At 40.9% G+C, this 19,558-nt stretch carries 14 protein-coding genes; 7 read left to right on the top strand and 7 right to left on the bottom strand.

Annotated elements, in window-relative coordinates; all coding sequences use genetic code 11:
• Nucleotides 1–11: 11 nt before the first annotated feature.
• Nucleotides 12–434, bottom strand: a complete 423-nt coding sequence (locus PR767_RS07525) for a DUF2000 domain-containing protein (protein ID WP_004909488.1) — start codon at nt 432–434, stop codon at nt 12–14.
• 155 nt (nt 435–589) lie between these two features.
• Here PR767_RS07525 and PR767_RS07520 point away from each other — a divergent pair, with 155 nt between their 5' ends.
• The 3 genes from PR767_RS07520 (at nt 590) to PR767_RS07510 (ending at nt 3,272) form a co-directional block, all read left to right on the top strand.
• Entirely contained in the window at nt 590–1,057 is a 468-nt protein-coding gene (locus PR767_RS07520) for an Lrp/AsnC family transcriptional regulator (RefSeq protein WP_004909485.1), read from the top strand.
• 363 nt (nt 1,058–1,420) lie between these two features.
• Nucleotides 1,421–2,227, top strand: a complete 807-nt coding sequence (locus PR767_RS07515; protein ID WP_004909482.1) for a BPSS1780 family membrane protein — start codon at nt 1,421–1,423, stop codon at nt 2,225–2,227.
• A gap of 151 nt (nt 2,228–2,378) precedes the next feature.
• Nucleotides 2,379–3,272 carry a LysR substrate-binding domain-containing protein gene (locus tag PR767_RS07510; protein WP_272520080.1) on the top strand — a complete coding sequence of 298 codons (894 nt, stop codon included), beginning with the start codon at nt 2,379–2,381 and terminating at the stop codon, nt 3,270–3,272.
• Here the strand turns inward: PR767_RS07510 and PR767_RS07505 are convergent.
• From PR767_RS07505 to lrp, 6 genes are all read right to left on the bottom strand, one after another.
• The gene (locus PR767_RS07505; protein ID WP_196718689.1) at nt 3,258–3,986 is read right to left on the bottom strand and encodes a sulfite exporter TauE/SafE family protein; all 729 of its coding nucleotides are present in this window, start codon (nt 3,984–3,986) and stop codon (nt 3,258–3,260) included. The two genes, PR767_RS07510 and PR767_RS07505, sit on opposite strands and share 15 nt — an antisense overlap.
• A 181-nt stretch (nt 3,987–4,167) precedes the next feature.
• Nucleotides 4,168–5,460 (bottom strand): serine--tRNA ligase, encoded by a 1,293-nt coding sequence (serS, locus tag PR767_RS07500; protein WP_004909472.1) that lies wholly within the window; start codon nt 5,458–5,460, stop codon nt 4,168–4,170.
• A 108-nt stretch (nt 5,461–5,568) separates the two neighbouring features.
• Entirely contained in the window at nt 5,569–6,912 is a 1,344-nt protein-coding gene (locus PR767_RS07495; RefSeq protein WP_004909469.1) for a replication-associated recombination protein A, read from the bottom strand.
• 86 nt (nt 6,913–6,998) lie between these two features.
• Complete coding sequence (gene lolA, locus PR767_RS07490; RefSeq protein ID WP_004909466.1) at nt 6,999–7,619, bottom strand: outer membrane lipoprotein chaperone LolA; 621 nt, start codon at nt 7,617–7,619, stop codon at nt 6,999–7,001.
• A gap of 88 nt (nt 7,620–7,707) precedes the next feature.
• Nucleotides 7,708–11,352, bottom strand: coding sequence for a DNA translocase FtsK 4TM domain-containing protein (locus PR767_RS07485; protein WP_272520079.1), 3,645 nt, complete (start codon nt 11,350–11,352; stop codon nt 7,708–7,710).
• Nucleotides 11,353–11,776: 424 nt separating this feature from the next.
• The gene (lrp, locus tag PR767_RS07480) at nt 11,777–12,271 is read right to left on the bottom strand and encodes a leucine-responsive transcriptional regulator Lrp (protein ID WP_004256338.1); all 495 of its coding nucleotides are present in this window, start codon (nt 12,269–12,271) and stop codon (nt 11,777–11,779) included.
• A gap of 535 nt (nt 12,272–12,806) precedes the next feature.
• On the opposite strand from lrp, the gene trxB reads away from it, so the two are divergent.
• The 4 genes from trxB (at nt 12,807) to cydC (ending at nt 19,553) form a co-directional block, all read left to right on the top strand.
• The gene (gene trxB / locus PR767_RS07475; protein WP_272520078.1) at nt 12,807–13,766 is read left to right on the top strand and encodes a thioredoxin-disulfide reductase; all 960 of its coding nucleotides are present in this window, start codon (nt 12,807–12,809) and stop codon (nt 13,764–13,766) included.
• 181 nt (nt 13,767–13,947) lie between these two features.
• On the top strand, nt 13,948–15,627 hold the full coding sequence (locus PR767_RS07470) for a DUF7057 domain-containing protein (protein WP_272520077.1): 1,680 nt from the start codon (nt 13,948–13,950) through the stop codon (nt 15,625–15,627).
• 414 nt (nt 15,628–16,041) lie between these two features.
• Complete coding sequence (gene cydD / locus PR767_RS07465) at nt 16,042–17,808, top strand: heme ABC transporter permease/ATP-binding protein CydD (protein WP_272520076.1); 1,767 nt, start codon at nt 16,042–16,044, stop codon at nt 17,806–17,808.
• A gap of 2 nt (nt 17,809–17,810) precedes the next feature.
• Nucleotides 17,811–19,553: a heme ABC transporter ATP-binding protein/permease CydC gene (cydC, locus tag PR767_RS07460; protein ID WP_004909441.1), complete on the top strand. Its 1,743-nt coding sequence runs from the start codon at nt 17,811–17,813 to the stop codon at nt 19,551–19,553.
• Nucleotides 19,554–19,558: the final 5 nt, after the last annotated feature.

Here is a 19,558-nt window from a genome sequence, read left to right as displayed (position 1 = left end):
GAGCCTCTTATTTATTTGAAAAGCGGTAAATGGCCAATTAACTGAGTAACTGCTTTTTTATTTCCCACCAAGCCTATCCCTGCCAATTGAATATCTTTATATTGCTGTTCAGATAATTTCTGCTGATATTCATCATAAGTACGGCAAGATTGAGCGAGCAAACTAAAAGGAATGATATAAATATCATCTTTCTGGTAAGCTGCCACTTCAATCTCTTTCATATATTGCTCTGCGGATTTTAATATCGGTAATGGTGCATAAATCACCCCTGGGTAATTCATATTATCCAAACTATTAAGATCATTCCCTACCATATTATTGACTTTATTTCCTAAACTCACACCAATTACACTCGCTGCATTCATCGCTAAACCATTCGATAAGTTTTGGTTTACCACGATGGCACAACGGTGTTCTGTTGGATTAAAAATCATCTCTCTTTTCCCTTTTACTGTTTGTTATTGTTCTAAAACACCTCATTATTATTGCATTTAAAGAAAGAAATAGGCTTTCTAACTCAGTCATTACACGCTAAAATTTAGGCAATTTTATCCTATTTTATGCGATTTTAAGGTCAAGGCTTTCATTTATGGCAATAGATAAGACAGAAATAAAAATATTGAAATTACTACAAGATGACGCTCGAATAACGAATCAAGTTCTTGCTGAAAAAGTAGGCATGTCAGCCTCTCCCTGTTGGCGAAGAGTTAAAAAGCTAGAAGAAGAACATGTTATTGAAGGATATCGCGCTATTCTCAATCGTAAAAAAATTGGCTTAGGTGTGATGGTATTTGTTCGCGTTATTATTGATAGCGATAGCGAGGCTGAAGCTCAAAAATTTGAACAAGAAGTGACTGAGCTCGAAAATGTTGTCGCTTGCTACAGTATTGGTGGTGATACCGACTTTTTATTGCAGGTTGTATCTCATGATTTAGACTCCTACGCCGACTTCGCGATGACGGTTATTCGCCGGTTACCGGGTATCAAAGAAATGCAAAGTATGTTTGTACTAAAAGAGATTAAGCCATTGGATGCTTACCCCATATCGCTCATTTAACCGCTGGGTAAATGGCATTTTGCTTACGTATTAATAATAATGATTATTTAATTTACTCTTCACTATTAAGTTATGACTTGCTCTTACTGTATAGAATAAAAAAAAAGTCTTTTTCACTGTACTATTAAATACTTATATTCTATTCAATACATTAAGGTATAGACAATGGTCTTATTACGATAAAAAATATCTTATACAAGAAAATTTTAATCAACAATACCTTACCAGAATTGTCTGCTTTATAATAAGCTAACTTATCTGCATACTACTGCCGATAAGTTACAAGAATGAGTATAAACTCAGAAAACTTATTAATAATAATATATTGCTAATTCACTATGACTAACAGGTTCCTTTTTTATCATGAATAATGAAAACTTCAGTGCAGATAACAACCCTGCACCTACAATTAACGCACAAACTCAAGCCGATACATTCGTTTTTCACGCAGAACCTCGCACAGTAGATGCAGGTGAAGGTGTTAACTGGATCAGCCAATCATGGTCTCTTGTTAAAGAAAAGCTGGGAATGTGGATCCTAATTAACATCGTTCTGTTTGCGGTGATCTTTATCATCTCAATGATCCCATTCTTGAACTTACTGATTACTTTTATTACGCCTATTTTTATTGGTGGTATTATCGCTATCAGTGAAAATCAACGTAAAACTGGCCAAGCAGAAATTGGGTTATTATTTGCTGGTTTCCAAAATAAATTCGGTACCCTATTTGCCGTTGGAGCCATCAACTTTGCGGCTAACTTAGTAGGCATGATCATCGCATTTATTATCGGTGGTTCTGCTATGTTTGGTTTATTGATGGAAAGCAACCAATATGGTTCACCATCTGATGCGGCTATTCTTGCATCTTCAGGTACATTCTTCTTTGCAATTATTATCATGGCCGTTGCTGCGTTAGTAGGTACTGCCTTGACATGGTTTGCTCCAGCATTGGTTATGAACCACGACTTCACTGTTGGCGCTGCAATTTCTGCAAGCTTACAAGCTGTTAAGAAAAATATCCTGCCAGGTCTCCTGTTCTTTATCGTTTTATCAATCTTAATGATAATTTCAGTAATTCCTTTAGGTTTAGGTTTATTAGTTTCTATGCCAATTATGTATGTTTGCTATTACAGCAGCTACCGCAGCCTGTTTTTCTCACAAGTAAAATAAACCAAAATGTGATGGTTTAACGACTTTGCTAAATGATTTAATCTAAAAAAGGAAAGCAATTGCTTTCCTTTTTGCTATCCCATACAAATTCACATATATTCCTTTAAATAGTAATCTCCCTCTTTCCTTTCATAAATTGGAGCTGTTTTCCATGTATTTCGATATTACTGATTTAAAACTATGTGTTAATGTCGCTAATGCAGGGAGCATCACCCATGGAGCGAAACTAACTTATCTTACACTGCAATCTGCAAGTGAACGGATACGTGGGTTAGAAAATGAATTAAACGTAGATATTTTTGTTCGCTCAGTAAAAGGGGTTTCATTATCAAATGCAGGTCATACATTTATTGAGCATGCGAAAACAATTTTGCAGCAAATTGAAGTAATGCAAGATGAACTGCAGCAATATAGTCGACACCTGCGTGGGCATATTAATATTCTTTGTAATACATCTGCTCAAATGGAGTTTTTACCTGCCCGTGTTAGTGCTTATTTACGCCAGCACCCTGCGATGTCTGTGTCAGTGAAGGAAAAGCCAAGTACTAATATCGTCACTGCAATCAGAAATAAAATCGCTGATATCGGTGTTATCGCAGATTCTACTGATCTCACCGGGCTGGATATCCGGCCATTCAGCTCAGATGAATTAGTTGTTTTTGTCCATAAAGATAGCCTTTGGGCAAACCGAGAAAATGTTCCATTTTCTGACATTATTGATGCTGAATTTATTGGTTTAATGGAAGATAACCCATTACAAAAACATATTGACAATAACGCCAAACAGCAAGGTAAGCAGCTAAACTACCGGGTACGTATGCCAACATTAGATGCTGTAATGCAAGGAGTTAATGATGGCATTGGCATAGCCATTATTCCCAAACAAGCGGCACAGCGTAGCCAGCTCTCTGCGAGTAAAATAGTGCAATTGGCTGAGATTTGGGCATGCCGAAAATTAGTTATCTGTGCACGAGATTTCAACCAATTACCTGATTACACTAACGAGTTTGTTAATTTCTTAATTAACTGGTCATCTGAAGGCTAATTTTGTCGCCATGTAAATTCCTAATCCGATCAAACCAATAAAAAAGCAACGACGGAATAATTTCTCGCTAATAATCTTGCGAAAATATTGACCAAGGTACATTCCACCAATAGCTGGTATTAAGGCAAAGGCAGATAAACTCCAATTAATATCATATTGTTGCTGGTCAATGGATAACTTGATTGCTAATGCAACTGTTGATGCGGTAAATGCTAGCCCTAGAGCCTGAATAAGCTCATTTTTATTTAATTTTAAGGTTTGCAAATAAGGGACTGCTGGAATAACAAATACACCCGTAGCAGCCGTAATCACACCTGTGATATATCCCACTATTGGTGAAAGCCATATTTCATGTTTCTTGGATGATGGCATTTTTTTTGCGATTAACCCCCATATTCCATAGATAATAAGCACGAAACCAAGTGCAGGTAGTGTCCAACCAGATGCTGAGGTTAAAGAAGGTAAAAAACTGAATATGGTGCCAAGTACCACCCCAATAATAAAACCACTGAGCCGTTTGATTAGTGCCATAAATTGTGGGCCAATCAATAATTGCCATATATTCGTGATTAACGAGGGAATAATTAACAAGCTAGCAGCGGCAGCAGGCTCCATTGACGTGCTTAATAACCCCATTGCGATTGTCGGTAACCCTAACCCAATCACCCCTTTTACAAGGCCTGCTAGTAAGAAAACACCAATAATTACACCCATTTATTTCGCTCCGATAAATTTACTTTACCGTAGAGTAATGTCCTACATTGAATAGTGCTATTTGGAAAATATTGAGGGGGGATCAGGTTTAGCCTGAGGATACGTTTTCAAAATGCTTTAAATTTGCAAAAAAAACGCGACTACTATGAGTCGCGTTTTACTTTTGAAGAAGTAACGGAAATTAACCGATGTACTCTAACCCTTTCATGTATGGGCGTAATACTTCTGGAACTTCAATACGGCCATCTGCTAATTGGTAGTTTTCTAAAATCGCCACCAATGTACGACCAACCGCTAAACCAGAACCATTCAGAGTATGAACAAGTTGTGTTTTCTTATCACTCTTACCGCGGAAGCGAGCTTGCATACGACGCGCTTGGAAATCCCACATGTTTGAACAAGATGAAATTTCACGATAAGTATTTTGCGCTGGTAGCCATACTTCTAAGTCATAAGTTTTACGTGAACCAAAACCAATATCACCGGTGCATAAAATCACTTTACGATAAGGTAAGTTCAGTAATTGTAATACTTTCTCTGCATGGCCAGTCAGCTCTTCCAATGCATCCATAGATTTTTCTGGATGTACGATTTGCACTAACTCAACTTTGTCAAATTGGTGCATACGGATCAAACCACGTGTATCACGGCCATAAGATCCCGCTTCAGAACGGAAACAAGGTGTGTGTGCTGTCATTTTCAGAGGAAGTGAGTCTTCATCTAAAATTTCATCACGAACCAAGTTAGTCACAGGTACTTCAGCTGTTGGAATCAAAGCATAAGTGCTGCTGTCTGCTTCTTCTTCCAGTGGTTTAGTATGAAATAAGTCTTCACCAAACTTTGGTAATTGGCCAGTTCCGTAAAGCGTGTCATGGTTGACTAAATACGGAACATACAATTCTTGGTAGCCATGTTGTTCAGTATGTAAATCAAGCATGAATTGTGCCAATGCACGGTGCATACGAGCAATTTGCCCTTTCATGACAACAAAACGTGCACCCGTCAGTTTTACCGCAGCTGGAAAGTCTAAGCCGCCAGATAGCTCACCAAGGCTAACATGGTCTTTAACTTCGAAATCATACTGGCGAGGCTCACCCCAACGAGCCACTTCAACGTTGTCAGAATCATCTTTACCGTCAGGTACTTGATCATCAGGGATATTCGGGATACTCAAGGCAATATCACGGATTTCTTGTTGCAGCTTTTCAAGCTCCGCTTTTGCAGAATCCAATTTTTCGCCTAATTGGTTAACTTCTAGACGTAATGGTTCGATATCTTCACCACGTGCTTTTGCCGCACCAATAGTTTTCGATCGCGAGTTACGGTCTGCTTGCAGGGTTTCAGTTTCAACTTGTAAAACTTTGCGGCGTTCTTCTAATTCACGCAGCTTTTCCACATCAAGGGTAAAACCCCTGCGAGCCAGTTTTTCAGCAACCGCGTCTAGCTCCGTACGCAGTAAATTGGGATCGAGCATGCTTATCCTGTGATTATTGTTAGTAATTAATGATACTTTTTGAGGTGCATTCCAGCACAACAAATAAAGTAAAGTATTTCGCTATATAACCTTACCGCATTGCCCAGTTTAGCGATAGCGTTTTGTGGTGCTAATTTGATCCTGTTGGGCTAACCAGTCTAGTTTTTCAGCAAACTTGCTTTCTTGACCCCGTTTCGTAGGGTAGTAATAACGTGTTGTTTGCATAGGTTCAGGAAAATAGTTTTCCCCTGCCGCATAAGCGTTAGGTTCATCATGCGCATAACGATACTCCTTCCCAGCTCCCATTTCTTTTAATAGTTTAGTTGGTGCATTTCGAAGATGTTCTGGCACATCGTAATCCGGTTGCATTTGTGCATCTTTAATCGCAGCTTTATAGGCGGTATAAACCGCGTTACTTTTTGGTGCACAAGCTAAATAAACAATGGCTTGGGCAATTGCACGCTCACCTTCGGCAGGCCCCACTCGAGTAAAGCAATCCCAAGCTGAAATGGCTACTTGCATCGCACGAGGATCCGCATTACCCACATCTTCTGATGCAATTGCAAGTAACCGACGAGCAACATACAAAGGGTCACCACCCGCAGTGATGATCCTTGCAAACCAATATAGTGCGGCATCCGGTGCTGATCCTCTGATAGACTTATGCAGCGCAGAAATTAAGTCGTAATAACGGTCGCCTTTGTTATCAAACCTTGCGGTTCGTTCACCACTGACTTCTTTTAATAAATCAGCGGTTAAAATACGCTGCCCTTGGCCATCCGCTTCGGCCATATCCGCCATCATTTCCAGCAGATTTAATGAACGCCTAGCATCCCCATTAACCAACTGAGCAACCATTTTGCGCGTGCTGTCAGGTAGAACAATATTTTGCCCACCAAGGCCACGAGATGAGTCTGCCAGCGCTTGCAGCAATACTTGTTCAATATCATTCTCTTCAAGAGATTTAAGCAAATACACCCTAGCACGTGATAACAACGCAGAGTTTAATTCAAATGATGGGTTTTCTGTTGTCGCACCAATAAATGTAATCGTGCCATCTTCTATGTGCGGTAAAAATGCATCTTGCTGGCTTTTATTAAAACGATGAACTTCATCCACAAATAAAATGGTTCTTCGCCCTGCACTACGATTTTGCCGAGCCTTTTCAATGGATTCTCGGATTTCCTTAATACCAGAGGTAACCGCTGAGATGCGTTCAATATCGGCTTGTGCATAATTGCCAATAATTTCAGCAAGGGTTGTTTTGCCTGTTCCTGGGGGCCCCCATAAAATCATGGAGTGCAGATGACCCGCTTTAATCGCACGCGGTAACGGTTTGCCCTCTGCCAATAAATGCTTTTGGCCAATATATTGTTCAAGGGTTTCAGGCCGCATTCTTGCTGCTAAAGGTTGAAATTCATTCTGCGAAAAATCAAGAGACAGGTTACCCACTATATCCTCTTTTTTACCTCTTAAAATACCCTATATATTAACCAGCAAATACTCATGTTGCTGGTTAATATTTTTTCTAATCAAGCTTATTTTGCGTTTGAGCGCTGGTCATCTAAAGTGACACCTTTTGGCACAGTAAACTTGAATTTACTTGCATCAACGCGACCATTTTTTTGCTCTTTTAATTGATAAGCACTGGTTTGGCCATCTTGTTCAACCGCTGAAAACTGCTCAATCGTCCCTTGGGGAGAAACTGTAATGGAAAAACGTTTTAAAGTTCCATTAGTTTGTTTTGGTTTTAAATCAAACGTATTTCCTTGTTGGATGATTGAGTACTGTTTCCAATCTTTCGGGTCGTTACGTGTAATTAGTAGAAATGGCGTATCCTGCGTAGCATCCGCTAAATTAGTTACGGTCACTTGTTCTACAAACGGATTATAAAACCACAAATTTTTTCCATCTGACACCAGTACACTTTCATCCGGTGATGTCATGTTCCAATTAAATAAATTTGGGCGCTCAAGCCATAAATCTCCAACACCTTCTTGAATCAAATCCCCTTCAGGACTTGTCACTTTTTGCGAGAAGCTAGCTTGGAAGCTATTGACCTTATTCAAACGTTCTTGAAGGTCTTCGCTTGCGTCTGCCAATACTTGGCCAATATGTAAACTCAGGGCTAACGCACCCAATAACATCATTTTTTTCATCGATGAAAGACCTTAAAATTATTACCTTAAGAGGCGTCCCGTCTTTATACACCCCTTAAATTAAACCAGCAATCAGCACACTAAATTATTAATGTCCCATTGACGGAGGAGCAAGAACTTCACGGTTACCATTGTGCCCTTGCTCACTGACAATGCCTTGGACCTCCATTTGCTCAACAATCCTTGCAGCACGGTTATAACCGATCCTGAATTGGCGTTGAACCCCAGAAATGGAAACTCGTTGTTTCTCAACAACAAACTCAACAGCTTGGTCAAACAGTGGATCGAGCTCTTCGCCACCACTATCATAACCACCGCCTTCGCTATCATCACTACAGGTTGTAATGCTATCAATATATTGTGGTTTACCGCGAGCTTTCCAATCATTCACAACGGCATGAACCTCTTGGTCACGGACAAAGGCGCCGTGCACCCGCACTGGAATTGAAGAGTTTGGCGGTAAATACAGCATATCCCCCATACCGAGTAAAGACTCCGCACCGCCTTGGTCAAGGATCGTGCGCGAGTCAATTTTACTGGATACCGTAAATGCAATCCGCGTTGGAATATTTGCTTTGATTAACCCTGTAATAATATCAACCGATGGTCGTTGGGTTGCCAATACCAAATGGATACCCGCTGCACGTGCCTTTTGCGCCAATCGTGCAATTAGCTCTTCCACTTTTTTACCTGCCGTCATCATTAAGTCAGCAAACTCATCAACCATGACAACAATGTAAGGTTCTTTTTTCAGCATTGGATGCTCTGTATCCATACTATCACCAGGTTTCCAATGCGGATCAGGAATTGGCCGGCCCATTTCTTCTGCCGCTTTGATGCGGTCGTTATAACCCGCTAGGTTACGTACCCCTAATGCAGACATGAGTTTATAACGACGTTCCATTTCATTCACGCACCAGCGCAAGGCATTTGCCGCATCTTTCATGTCAGTAACCACTTCTGTCAATAGATGCGGGATACCTTCATAAATGGATAATTCGAGCATTTTCGGGTCAATCATGATAAAGCGAACATCTTCTGGTTTCGCTTTATACAAAATGCTGAGGATCATTGCATTGACCCCTACAGATTTACCAGAGCCGGTTGTCCCCGCAACGAGTAAATGTGGCATTTTTGCTAAATCAGCAACGACAGGATCGCCTTCAATATCTTTCCCTAAGACAATAGTGAGAGGAGATGGATTTTTGCGGAAGTCATCGCAATCTAATACCTCACTCAAGTAAACAGTTTGCCGTTTCTCATTAGGGAGCTCTAGGCCTACATAAGGTTTGCCCGGTATCACTTCTACAACACGTACGGCTACGGTTGACAACGAACGAGCAAGGTCACGTGACAATGTAGATATCCTTGCTGCTTTTACTCCCGGCGCTAGATCAAGCTCAAACCGAGTAATGACAGGGCCTGGAGAGAACCCAACTACTTCGGCTTTAACACGATAATCATTGAGCCTCGCTTCAATCAACCTCGCTGTTTGTTCTAGTTTGAACATGTCCACTGGCTCTTCTTGCGCTGGCGGGCTTGCCAGCAAATCAAGAGATGGCATTGGCGTTGTTGGTTTCGGTAATGGTTGGTCATTACGCACTAAGAACGGGTGGAATAAGCTATCTTGCTGTGGCTGCTGTGGCTGCTGTGGCTGCTGTGGCTGCTGTGGCTGCTGTGGCTGCTGTGGCTGCTGTGGCTGCTGTGGCTGCTGTGGCTGCTGTGGCTGCGCAAAAGTTTGTGTTACTGCTGGTGAGTTGCCAAGCCCTTCAGCAATATTATCAATATTATTTTGCGGAGCCGTAGGTGGAACAGAAGACGTACTAAATGACGGCATAAATAATGGGTCAGCAGGCTCGTTGTCAACCAAATCATCAACAGGGGTAAAACTATCCAGTACAGAGAACTCTTTTCTTAAATCAATTCTAGGCTCAAAGTCCTCTTGTACTTGCGAAGAATACTCTTGCGTGAACTGAGGCTGATAGCCATTATCAACGACTGGCGCAACTTCCTCAGGCTCTGGAATTGTATGCGTATTATTGGACTGTTGTGAAGCCGACGCCCAACGGTGTTCAATTTCTGGCTGTGTAAATGAGCTGATTTTATTTTCTGTCATTGGCTCATTTTGTAATGGTTCTTCATCTGAATGTACGCTATTTAATGGCGCTTCATAATCCGTTTCATCAACTTCACCATAACGTTCACGTTGCTGCTCTAAAAACTGTGCTCGTAGTAATTCACCTTGTTGTGCTTCATCATCAGTTTCAAGTTGCTCAGACTCACTCGCAGACCACTGCTGATATATCTGCTCACGTTTAGAGGCTTCTTCTTCACGCCGCTGTAGTTCTGCATCACGTAACGATGGAATGCGAATACCATATAACTCACGACGAGTCGGTAAGCGAACAGGGTTTGGCCGCGGAAGCTCTGGTTCCATATTTTGTTTAACCTGAGCATGACGTTCCAGCGCAGCCACTGAAATACCCGCAGCTGCTAATGCCGCAGGGTTAGAGACCCTTTCAGTGACTGATGAAGGAATAACACTTTGCGTTATATTGGTAGTGTCAAATGGTGGAACTGAGTGAGTTTGTGATTCAAAAGCCGCTTGCTGAACAGGCGTTTCTTGTTTATCCGAATACTCTTGGTAAGCGGTATTACCTTGTTTTTGTGGTTCTGATTGTTGATTATGCTGAACACTAAACAGCTGTTCTTCTGGTGCAACATATGGCGACGCTTGAGCTAACGGCTCATTAACGGTATCTGAAGTTGTATCAAAACCAGTACCAAGCTTAGGCTGGTAATCTTCAGGTACTTCAAAATGATATGTGCTCGGCTCATCCACTGCAGAGAAGGCCGTTACTGGAACTTGCTCAGACACGCTTTGATTCACCAATGGGATTGCGTTTTCTGTCGCTGTCATCGCTTCATTCGTCGTTTTTTCCGTTGTTGGAGCGATTTCAGTGACTAATTCAGCCACTGTGGGAGCAGAAAATAAAATATCATCCGCATCAATATTTTCTAGATCGTCATTGGCCCTGTGCTCAGCTTCTTGCGCACGCTGTAAAGCCCCTTCAGTCTCTTCAACGTCATAATCATAGTTATCTAAATCATCTCCCCTTGCTCGATTTGTCAGCAACGTAATTGGGAGAAGCACAGCCGCACCAATTTTTTCTGCGATTGTAAGCCATGACCACCCAGTAAACAGGGTAAAGCTTATTGCCCATAAAAATAGCAATGCTAACGTAGCGCCTAATGAATTGAACCACGGCATAATGGCACTGCTAAATACACTGCCAATCACTCCACCAGAGGCGAAGTTAGGTAAGTCGTCAAAATTGAGAGCCGCGAGTCCACAAGAGGATAAAATAAGTGCTAAACCACCGATTAATCTTAATGATAAAGAGAAAAAGTCAATATATCGGCGCTGACTTTCGTATTGAAAAATCGCCCAGCACCCTAGAAGTAATAAGGGGGGAATAGCAAATGCAAGAATACCAAAAGCCGAGAAAAGGATGTCAGCGCTCCATGAACCAACACTTCCCCCTAAATTCTTCACTGGGGCATTCCAAGTTGTCTGTGACCAGCTTGGATCTGAAGGGCTGAAGCTCAATAAAGCCACCATTAAGAAGAGTGCGCTCAAGCATATTGCGAGCAAAATAACCTCTAATAGCCGCCTTCCGCTACTTAGTTTTTTAAATTTGATGTGTTTATCTTCTGTATATTCTTGGCTCATTATTGTTTCTTTGCTAACTGATGTTCTTGACTAACCTAGGTTTATTCTACCATTAAACGACTGACTCTGCCTGCTTTACAACATCTAAGGTAAATCAGGGCATTATGAAAACGCTAAGGTGCAGTATTCCATCTAATGTATGACGATTCAATTTCTATTTCTCATCAAAAGTCCTAAATATTTATAGCTTTAGAATCAATAAATTGAAAATAAAATTTATCAATTGCTAAGTAATTTTTGCAAGATAACACAGAAAGACTGGGATTGCGGTCAGACAATGCCTTTTAAAGACGAGACATTACGTTTTTATCTAGCAGCAAATGAGGTGAGAAAAACGGAACAACGCTGAGTAAACTCAGCGTTGAAACTGCAGTGCGGCAACAAAGCTGAAATGCTGTGCTGAAGCGAGGTTAAAAAGCTCTGATTAGCGAGTTTTGATCACTAAGCGATTGCTTTGTTTAACTTCTTCCATAACTACATAGGTGCGAGTGTCGTTTACACCTGGTAAACGTAACAGAGTTTCACCTAACAGTTTACGATATGCGGACATATCTGGCACACGCGTTTTCAACAGGTAGTCAAAGTCACCAGAAACCAAGTGACATTCCTGAATTTCTTCCAATTTTTGAACTGCAGTATTGAATTGCTCAAACACATCAGCTGCACCGCGGTTGAGTGTAATTTCAACAAACACGAGTAAAGATGCATCTAAGTAATGTGGGTTTAATAACGCCGTATAGCCAGAGATAAATCCTTGTCTCTCAAGACGACGCACACGCTCTAAACAAGGTGTTGGGGATAAACCAACTCGTTTAGATAATTCTACGTTAGAAATTCGCCCGTCTTTTTGTAGCTCGTTTAATATATTCCTGTCGATACGGTCAAGGTCTTTGCCTGGACGCTTTTTATTGTCAATCATCTCTTTATCTCTCTTTCTCTAATTGTTATTTTCTACATCTAAAAATAAGCACCTTAGCCACCACCTTTTTTATTTAGGAATTCGTGTTCAGGAGCAAATTTTGTTCGTAATGCTGAAGTTAGTGTGAATGTAATTATCACCCACAATTTTTACTTGTATTTTAAATTTGTAAGTAGTGTAAAGTTAATTTTCCAGTGAGAACAAAAATGCGCCATTTCCATTGATCCGCTAGATAATTAACTCTTACACTGATGTTTTCGCAAATGCGCAGCCGATTGTCAAAGCAAATGAATAAAAATCAGTACAAGATTTCGCTTTTTTTTCCAGTAAAACGTTTCGCAGCCTTAATTCAAGATAATTCCTAAAAATTGTGATGCGTGACACAAGCAACTTTTTGTCACACTTTTTTACATTTTGTCGGTTTTACCTATTAATGAAATAAGCCAAATGAAACTAAGTCGCACTTAAACCACTTTTGTTAGCCTCTTATTTCTCCTACAATCTGATAAATGCTTTTTAGATTAAAGAGGAATTCATGAGCACAACAACACATCGCAAGTTAATCATTCTTGGTTCTGGCCCAGCTGGCTATACTGCGGCTGTCTATGCTGCACGTGCAAACTTAAACCCAGCATTGATTACTGGGGTGGAAAAAGGCGGTCAATTGACCACCACAACTGAAGTTGAAAACTGGCCTGGTGACCCAGAAGGATTAACCGGTCCAGGGCTTATGGAACGCATGCATGAGCACGCGTCAAAATTTGATACTGAAATCATTTCTGACCATATCCAAAAAGTGGACTTAAAACAACGTCCTTTCCGTTTAATTGGCGATGAAAATGAATATACCTGTGATGCTTTAATTATTGCGACAGGCGCTTCCGCACGTTATATCGGTCTGCCTTCAGAAGAAGCGTTCAAAGGCCGTGGCATTTCAGCTTGTGCAACCTGTGATGGTTTCTTCTATCGTAATCAAAAAGTGGCTGTCGTTGGTGGTGGAAACACCGCGGTAGAAGAAGCGCTGTACCTTTCTAATATTGCATCAGAAGTCCATTTAATTCATCGCCGTGATAGCTTCCGTGCAGAAAAAATCCTTATTAACCGTTTAATGGATAAAGTTGAAAACGGTAATATTATCCTGCATACCGACCGTACATTAAATGAAGTCTTAGGTGATGACATGGGGGTTACAGGTGTGCGCTTAGAGTGTACTAAAACACACGCAACAGAAGATATCCCTGTTATGGGCGCATTTATTGCCATCGGCCACAGTCCAAATACGGGCATTTTTGAAGGTCAACTCGATTTAGACAACGGTTATATTAAAGTGCAATCAGGCACCCAAGGTAATGCGACCCAAACCTCTGTTGAAGGTGTGTTCGCTGCCGGTGATGTCATGGACCACATCTACCGTCAAGCCATTACCTCTGCGGGCACAGGCTGTATGGCCGCCTTAGATGCAGAGCGTTATCTTGATGGCTTAGCATCTAAATAATCAATAAATTATTGTGATTTAAATAGGCTTCAATGTTTATTCAATTGAAGCCTTTTTTGTTACTGATATTACCCATCTTAACTATTGGTTTTACATATATTTTTAAGAGCAAGTTTATATTGTACTTCTCGAATACTCCCTATACTGTTTTTACATAACATTTACGAATATAGGTGTAGGTATGGGGCAACAATTAGAACGTGATGCCATTCGCGGTTATTCTTATTTTATTATTGTCATACTTGCCGTGATGCAAGGCATCGTCATCACTGCCACCACTGATTACGCCATCCGTATAGAAAGCCAATTAAGCACGACCACTCTATATCTGCCTATTTTGCTTGCTATTTTTGTTCCTTCAGCAATAAGTTACCTAATTACCAATGCAAAATCCGGTATTTTTTATCTCAACATCGTCGTTATTATTGGGTTAATTTTCTGGCTCAATTACTGGCATGCCCAAGACTTTAAAAATCCTGCAGATACAGACCCATTCTTCGCCTTTATCACCCTAACCGTCCTGTTCTTTTTTATGCTTCCTTGGATGCAACTGTGGCAAGTAACAAGAACATGGAAAATCGATTACGGTTGCTTAATGGGGCTATATATTAAAAATACCTTTTTAGGTGTTCTAGCTGCTGCTATCGGTGGGTTGCTAACTCTAATCATAAAAATAGCCAGTTTCCTATTTGATATTGTTAACCTTAATTTTTTGAGTGAAGCTCTTGATAACGACGTTATCTACTGGGTGAGCTTTGCACTTGGCTTCAACGTGAGTTTAGTTTTTTTACGGGCAACACTAAATGTACAGCTCAGTAATTTTGCTAGCTTTATTGCTCGTTTTTTCTTACCCCTCTTAAATATTGTTGCCGTTATTTTCTTAGGTGGTTTTGTTGTTTCCTACTTTTCAGGTTTAAGCTCCACGAATTTAGGCTCCGCGGTGATGCTATGGTTTTTAATTTTAAACCTCATTTTCATCAATTTTGTGTATGGCGATGGCACTAGCCAATATCAATACCGTACAGGTCTAAATGGTTTTGTCTTAGTTAGCATTATTCTACTCAATGCATTTTCAGTGCTTTCCCTCTATGGCATTCTGGTACGAGTAAACCAGTATAGTTGGAGCGTTGAACGCCTGTATGCATTTACTATTGCCTTATTTCTATTTGTATTGGTTTTTGCTTACAGTATTGCCATTATTTATAAAAGATCAGCTTGGATGTCCTATTTAGGGTTTATCAATAAAGCGGGGGTCTTGTCTCTAATTGCCATTATATTGGTCACTAACAGCCCTATTGCTGATTTTAAACGTATCACACTAAACAGTATTCTTGCTGGCGTTGAAAATGGCAAAATTAAAGTCAATAGCTCGCTAGCTTATGACTTAAAACAATTAGGTGAAAAAGGGCAACAGGCTTTTGAGCAACTCAATAACAACCCTGAATATCAAAAACTATTCCAAACTAGCCCTTATGAAGAAGAACAGCGCAAACCACTGAAATCAGTATTAATTCAGGCTCAAAATAGCCCCACAATACCAGACAGCTGGTTCGATCTCGGAGAAAATGTTAGCAGTGCGTGGTATTGCACTTCACAATATGACCCATACCCATGTGTGGGCTTTATGGCCGATGTAAACCAAAACAACCAAAATGATGTAGTTATGTGCTATTCCTACCCAAGTAGTTCGAGTATTGATTGCAATATATGGCAACAAACGGAACAGACCTGGGAGTTAATGGATACGCAAACTCGCACATTTAATAGCATGCAAGAAAAAGATCAGGCTTGGGATAATTTATTAAAAGGAAACTTTAAACTAAAACCCAAAGAATGGTTAATGATAGACCCCACTTCTTAATACTAATTAAAAATGCAGGTGGCTTAACATTTCTTTGTTAAGTCACCTTTTCATTACGTAAAAATACAGTAACATCTCAAGATTATTACATTCCAAACCTTACTGAAATATTAAATTTACCTTTACAAAACAATTTAATAACAAAACACAACTCACCGTAAATAACCCACTTTTATTATGTAACATATCGTGGTGAAACTGTTATGATGTACCCTAGTACCCGAATTTATGGGTAAGATCAAAAACGCAGATTTCCTTATAACCACCAATTGCGTTACCAGATCAAAAAATTATCGTTCTCATGCGGTATAAAATAGTCCAACTGCAATATAGCGCATGGTAAAAGCAACGTTAGGTTGGTATTTCCTAACTATACTCAATGACATTAAAACTACACCTGCTAACTAAATCATTATGGATAAATCAAGACAGACTGAATTGGTACGTTGGTTAAAACAACACAGTGCCCCTGCCAAGCGCTGGTTGCGGATCTCTATGTTACTAGGTATTTTGAGCGGATTACTGATTATTGCTCAAGCCTGGTTCTTAGCTGTTATCTTACAAGCATTGATTATGGATAACGTTCCTCGAGAACAGCTATTAACTCCCTTTATTCTTCTGATTTGCGTTTTCGTCTTACGTGCAATTGTCACCTATATACGAGAACGTGTTGGCTTTCGTTGTGGCCAAGTGGTGCGCCAAGAAATACGCACCATGGTACTCGATAAACTCCAAGAACTCGGCCCTGTTTGGGTTAAAGGTAAGCCAGCGGGTAGCTGGGCTACGATTATTCTTGAACAAATTGAAGACATGCAAGACTACTATTCACGCTATCTTCCACAAATGTATTTAGCGGGGATCATCCCCATTATGATCCTGATTGCTATTTTCCCATTTAACTGGGCTGCTGCACTTATTTTATTCGTCACTGCCCCGCTAATTCCTATTTTTATGGCATTAGTCGGGTTAGGCGCTGCGGATGCTAACCGCCGTAATTTTATTGCATTAGGCCGTTTAAGCGGTAGTTTTCTCGATAGATTACGAGGCCTTGATACCTTGCGGTTATTTTTTCGTGAAAAAGCAGAAATTAAGCAAATTCGCGAATCAACAGAGGATTTTCGTTCTAGAACGATGGAAGTACTAAGAATGGCATTTCTATCTTCTGGTGTACTTGAGTTTTTTGCATCGATTTCTATTGCTGTTGTTGCCGTCTATTTTGGTTTTTCTTACCTAGGTGAAATGAACTTTGGTAGCTACGGTCTACCTGTCACACTATTTGCCGGTTTTCTTGCCCTGATACTGTCTCCAGAGTTTTTCCAACCACTACGAGATCTTGGCACATACTACCACGCCAAAGCACAAGCTGTTGGTGCCGCTGAAACACTCGAAACATTGTTAAACAGTGATGGAGAACAAAACACTCAACAAGGAACCCAAACACTGAGCGATGATGCTATCTATATTCAGGCTAAACAATTAGAAATTTTATCCCATGATGGCGTGCGCCTTGCTGGGCCATTAGATTTCAATATTGAACCACAACAGCGTATTGCGATTGTTGGTCAAAGTGGCGCAGGGAAAAGCTCATTACTCAATTTATTGTTAGGCTTTTTACCTTATCGTGGCTCCATCACCGTCAATGGTGTTGAACTTCGTGAATTATGCCCTGATAAATGGCGTGAATTACTTGGTTGGGTTGGGCAAAACCCTCACCTTCCAGAGCAAACACTGGTTGAAAACATCTGTTTAGGCAAGCCAAATGCTACAGAGGCAGAAATTCAACAGGCTATTGATAATGCATATGTTTCCGAGTTCTTAGCCCATTTGCCTGACGGTCTAAATACCAAATTAGGTGACTATGCCGCCCGCCTTTCGGTCGGACAAGCTCAACGTGTTGCCGTTGCACGAACCCTGTTGAAACCTTCTCGTATGCTACTTCTAGATGAGCCCGCTGCGAGCTTAGACTCCCACAGTGAGCAACGTGTCATGCAAACACTTAACCAGCTATCAAGTCAGCAAACAACCCTTTTAGTCACCCATTTGCTGGAAGAAACCCTTGATTATGACCAAATTTGGGTAATGGCTAATGGTCAAATCATTCAGCAAGGTAATTACACACAACTAAGTCAATCAGAAGGCGCTTTTGCCCAGTTACTTGCCCATCGCAGTGAGGAGCTTTGATAATGAAAATTTTATTACCTTTCTTAGCCCTTTACCGCCGCCATTGGTTTTTAATTACATTAGGTATCATCTTAGCGATTGTGACCTTACTGGCGAGTATTGGTTTACTTACCCTTTCCGGTTGGTTTTTAGCCGGAACCGCAATTGCTGGTTTTCCGGGTCTTTACTATTTTAATTACATGTTACCCGCAGCAGGTGTCCGTGGCGCCGCTATTTTTCGTACCGCTGGTCGCTATGGAGAACGTCTAGTTAGTCATGATGCCACCTTTAAGGTGCTTGCTCATTTGCGAGTTTTTGCTTTTAGTAAAGTATTACCCCTTTCACCGGGTGGTATCAGTCGTTTCCGTCAAGGGGAGTTACTCAATCGCCTCGTCGCTGACGTAGAAACTCTAGATCACCTCTATTTACGTGTTTTATCGCCGATCATTACTGCATTTTTTGTTACCTTTGTCCTTATTTTTGGTTTAAGTTACCTCGACCCTCGTCTTGCGTGGACACTGGGTGGCATCATGCTGTTTTTACTGTTTACCATGCCATTTATATTTTATCGTGCTGGCAAACCCATCGGCCGTGAACTAACCGAATTACGTGGAAGTTATCGCACTATTTTAACCTCTGCACTGCAAGGGCAAGCTGAGCTAACATTGTTTGGCGCCACTGACCGTTTTCGTCAAAACTTGCTTAATATTGAAAACAAATGGCAAATACGCCAACAACAGCAAGCGGCACTTACTGGGCTATCTCAAGCCATTATTTTATTTGCCTCTGGTGTGACTGCGACACTACTTCTTTGGATGGCTGCCGACCATGTGGGCGGGGATACTAAACCGGGGGCTCTCATTGCTTTGTTTGTTTTCTGTGCGCTGGCTGCTTTCGAAGCACTAGGACCAGTTGCGGTAGCTTTTCAACATATGGGGCAGGTGATTGCGTCTGCTACTCGCGTTTCCCAATTAATGACCGCGAAACCGGAGGTAACTTTCCCAAGTGAAAGCCCTTCAATCGCAACATTGGAAAGCCTGACTGTCGACAATATTTCATTTACCTATCCAGAGCAGCCATTTGCCGTTCTTCACAATGTATCTTTAACGTTAAATAAAGGCCAACACCTTGCTTTATTAGGTAAAACTGGCTGCGGTAAATCAACACTCCTTCAATTATTAACTCGCGCTTGGGATGTTGATAGCGGAACCATCTACTTAAATGGCACGCCTATTAACGAATTTAGCGAAAAATCGTTACGCAATATGATGTCTGTTGTGCCACAACGGGTTCATGTCTTTAGTGATACATTACGCAATAATCTATTACTCGCCAATGAACAAGCGACTGATATCGAATTAAATGAAGTATTGCAACAAGTTGGCTTGGGCAATTTATTAGAAAACGAATTAAAGCTTAATGCATGGATGGGAGAAGGCGGTCGACAGCTTTCAGGTGGGGAACAGCGCCGCTTAGGCATTGCCCGTGCTTTGTTACATAATACCCCATTAATTCTAATGGATGAGCCAACGGAAGGGCTTGATGCGCATACAGAACAACAGATTTTAGCACTACTCAAAGAAAAATGTGCTGATAAAACATTAATTGTCATTACTCACCGCATGCAGGGCTTAGAGGAAATGGATAACATTTGTGTGATGGATAATGGTAAAATCATCGAACAAGGTACTCATCAAGCGCTGTTAGGCATGCAAGGCCAGTATTATCAGTTCCGCCAGCGCCACTGGGCACAGCAACCGCTCTGAGGCGT

Source organism: Providencia sp. PROV223 (assembly GCF_028479245.1).
GTDB classification, from domain to species: Bacteria; Pseudomonadota; Gammaproteobacteria; order Enterobacterales; family Enterobacteriaceae; genus Providencia; species Providencia rettgeri.
This window is presented reverse-complemented; position numbering and strand designations above follow the sequence as displayed.

What these genes read in the sequence shown, in the direction of transcription:
- PR767_RS07520 (WP_004909485.1), top strand. Translation starts at nt 590, where the DNA reads ATGGCAATAGATAAGACAGAAATAAAAATATTGAAATTACTACAAGAT.
- PR767_RS07470 (WP_272520077.1), top strand. Translation starts at nt 13,948, where the DNA reads ATGGGGCAACAATTAGAACGTGATGCCATTCGCGGTTATTCTTATTTT.
- cydD (WP_272520076.1), top strand. Translation starts at nt 16,042, where the DNA reads ATGGATAAATCAAGACAGACTGAATTGGTACGTTGGTTAAAACAACAC.
- PR767_RS07485 (WP_272520079.1), bottom strand. Translation starts at nt 11,352, where the DNA reads ATGAGCCAAGAATATACAGAAGATAAACACATCAAATTTAAAAAACTA.
- trxB (WP_272520078.1), top strand. Translation starts at nt 12,807, where the DNA reads ATGAGCACAACAACACATCGCAAGTTAATCATTCTTGGTTCTGGCCCA.
- lrp (WP_004256338.1), bottom strand. Translation starts at nt 12,271, where the DNA reads ATGATTGACAATAAAAAGCGTCCAGGCAAAGACCTTGACCGTATCGAC.
- PR767_RS07505 (WP_196718689.1), bottom strand. Translation starts at nt 3,986, where the DNA reads ATGGGTGTAATTATTGGTGTTTTCTTACTAGCAGGCCTTGTAAAAGGG.
- PR767_RS07510 (WP_272520080.1), top strand. Translation starts at nt 2,379, where the DNA reads ATGTATTTCGATATTACTGATTTAAAACTATGTGTTAATGTCGCTAAT.
- lolA (WP_004909466.1), bottom strand. Translation starts at nt 7,619, where the DNA reads ATGAAAAAAATGATGTTATTGGGTGCGTTAGCCCTGAGTTTACATATT.
- PR767_RS07515 (WP_004909482.1), top strand. Translation starts at nt 1,421, where the DNA reads ATGAATAATGAAAACTTCAGTGCAGATAACAACCCTGCACCTACAATT.
- serS (WP_004909472.1), bottom strand. Translation starts at nt 5,460, where the DNA reads ATGCTCGATCCCAATTTACTGCGTACGGAGCTAGACGCGGTTGCTGAA.
- cydC (WP_004909441.1), top strand. Translation starts at nt 17,811, where the DNA reads ATGAAAATTTTATTACCTTTCTTAGCCCTTTACCGCCGCCATTGGTTT.
- PR767_RS07525 (WP_004909488.1), bottom strand. Translation starts at nt 434, where the DNA reads ATGATTTTTAATCCAACAGAACACCGTTGTGCCATCGTGGTAAACCAA.